We start from the raw sequence: 1,594 nt of genomic DNA, 5'->3' as shown, positions 1-1,594 counted from the left end.
TCAATCATGACTAGGGTTAGTACGCATAAAATGCGGCACAAAGTTACACGGACGCGTACGACTATCAAACTGCTCTTTTAAGATACTCTCCCAACCGGTGCGACATGCGCCTGATGAGCCCGGCAAGCAGAAAATACCCGTACCGTTCGCCATCCCCGCAATCGCGCGCGACTGTACTGTTGACATGCCAATCTCATCTTTTGAGATTAAGCGGAACATCTCCCCAAAGCCATCAATCGATTTATCAAACAAGACACTCACCGCCTCTGGCATACTGTCTCTGATATAGAAACCGGTACCACCTGTGGTAATCACGGCATGGACTTTTGGATCAGCAATCCAGCCGCTGATAACGGCTCTTATCTGATAGATATCGTCGGTAATGATCTTGCGATCAGCTAAGGTATGACCTGCTTCGGTCAAGCTATCTGCTAGATACTGCCCTGAGGTATCTTCTGCCAGCGTACGACTGTCAGAGACGGTTAGAATAGCAATGTTAAGGGGGATAAACTCGGCAGCAGGCTTGCTCATAAAGGTTTCCTTAATAGATGTAAAACTAAGTCGTTAAAAGAATAATGATTAACTTCTTATTATTAGAGATAAAAAAATATAAATCAGACTAACCTATAAATCCGACAACCTAACCACCGATAATCGATAGGTTATGCATAATACCGCTATTGGACTCATGCAAATGATGATGTTCAGGTTTGATTGGCATAAAGCTATGTAAGGTATTCACCAAGCCTTGCACATCGTTTGTTTGCAAATACTGACGGATATCGTAGTTGCCTTGGTCAAATAAACACAGATGTACTTTGCCTTGGCTGCTGACCCGTAGACGGTTACAGGTATCACAGAAGTGCTCAGCGTAAGGGGCAATCATACCGATACGGCCGAGATAATCTGGATGACTATATTCTACTGCTGGACCATCGCTACTACCACGCTCATGCGGTTGCCAACCTTGCTCTATGAGATAGTCGATGATGGTATCGGAATGGGCATGCTGGGCAAAGAACAAGTCACTGTTATCACTGGTTTGCATAAATTCAATAAAACGATAAGTGACGGGTCTGTCTTTGACATAGTCGATGGCGGTTACTAGGTTTTCGAAAGCGGTCTCTGCCATAAGCACACTATTTATCTTTAGCTTGATATCAGTGGTTTCTAATAAGGTATCCATGTCAGTTAATAGCTGCGGCAAGGTATTAAAGCCCGTGATCTTATAAAAGGTGGCGGCATCAAAGCTGTCCATGCTGATGTTGAGCTGATTTAGTCCAGCAGCTTGCCAACTGGCTAGGTGTTTACCAAGTTTATAACCGTTACTGGTCATGGCAACGGTTTCTATGCCTTCGGTTTGTTTAATGGTTTGAATAATCTCAACGACGTCACGGCGAATGGAGGGTTCACCGCCTGTGATTCTGACCTTTTTGGTGCCGACTTGGGCAAAGCCGCGAATAAGTGTGGCAATCTCAGGGATGCTGAGCTCGTCATCAGGGCGCTTGCCTTGGTAGCCATTGGGTAGACAGTATTCACAGCGAAAGTTGCAAAAGTCGGTAATCGATAGACGCAGATATGTCAGACGACGAGA

General features: G+C 45.1%; 2 protein-coding genes. Both read right to left on the bottom strand.

Annotated elements, in window-relative coordinates:
* Window positions 1-531 carry a molybdenum cofactor biosynthesis protein B gene (gene moaB / locus ACTQ9S_RS13705; protein WP_440455264.1) on the bottom strand — a complete coding sequence of 177 codons (531 nt, stop codon included), beginning with the start codon at window positions 529-531 and terminating at the stop codon, window positions 1-3.
* 109 nt (window positions 532-640) lie between these two features.
* A partial coding sequence (gene moaA, locus ACTQ9S_RS13700; RefSeq protein WP_440455263.1) for a GTP 3',8-cyclase MoaA occupies window positions 641-1,594 on the bottom strand: 954 nt, incomplete at its 5' end.

It is taken from the genome of Psychrobacter sp. ASPA161_9 (assembly GCF_051970275.1).
Taxonomy (GTDB): Bacteria; Pseudomonadota; Gammaproteobacteria; order Pseudomonadales; family Moraxellaceae; genus Psychrobacter.
Note: the sequence above shows the minus strand (reverse complement) of the source record. Positions and strands in the feature narration are given on the sequence as shown.

Coding starts and splice junctions, on each gene's coding strand:
- moaB (WP_440455264.1), bottom strand. CDS start 531: ATGAGCAAGCCTGCTGCCGAGTTTATCCCCCTTAACATTGCTATTCTA.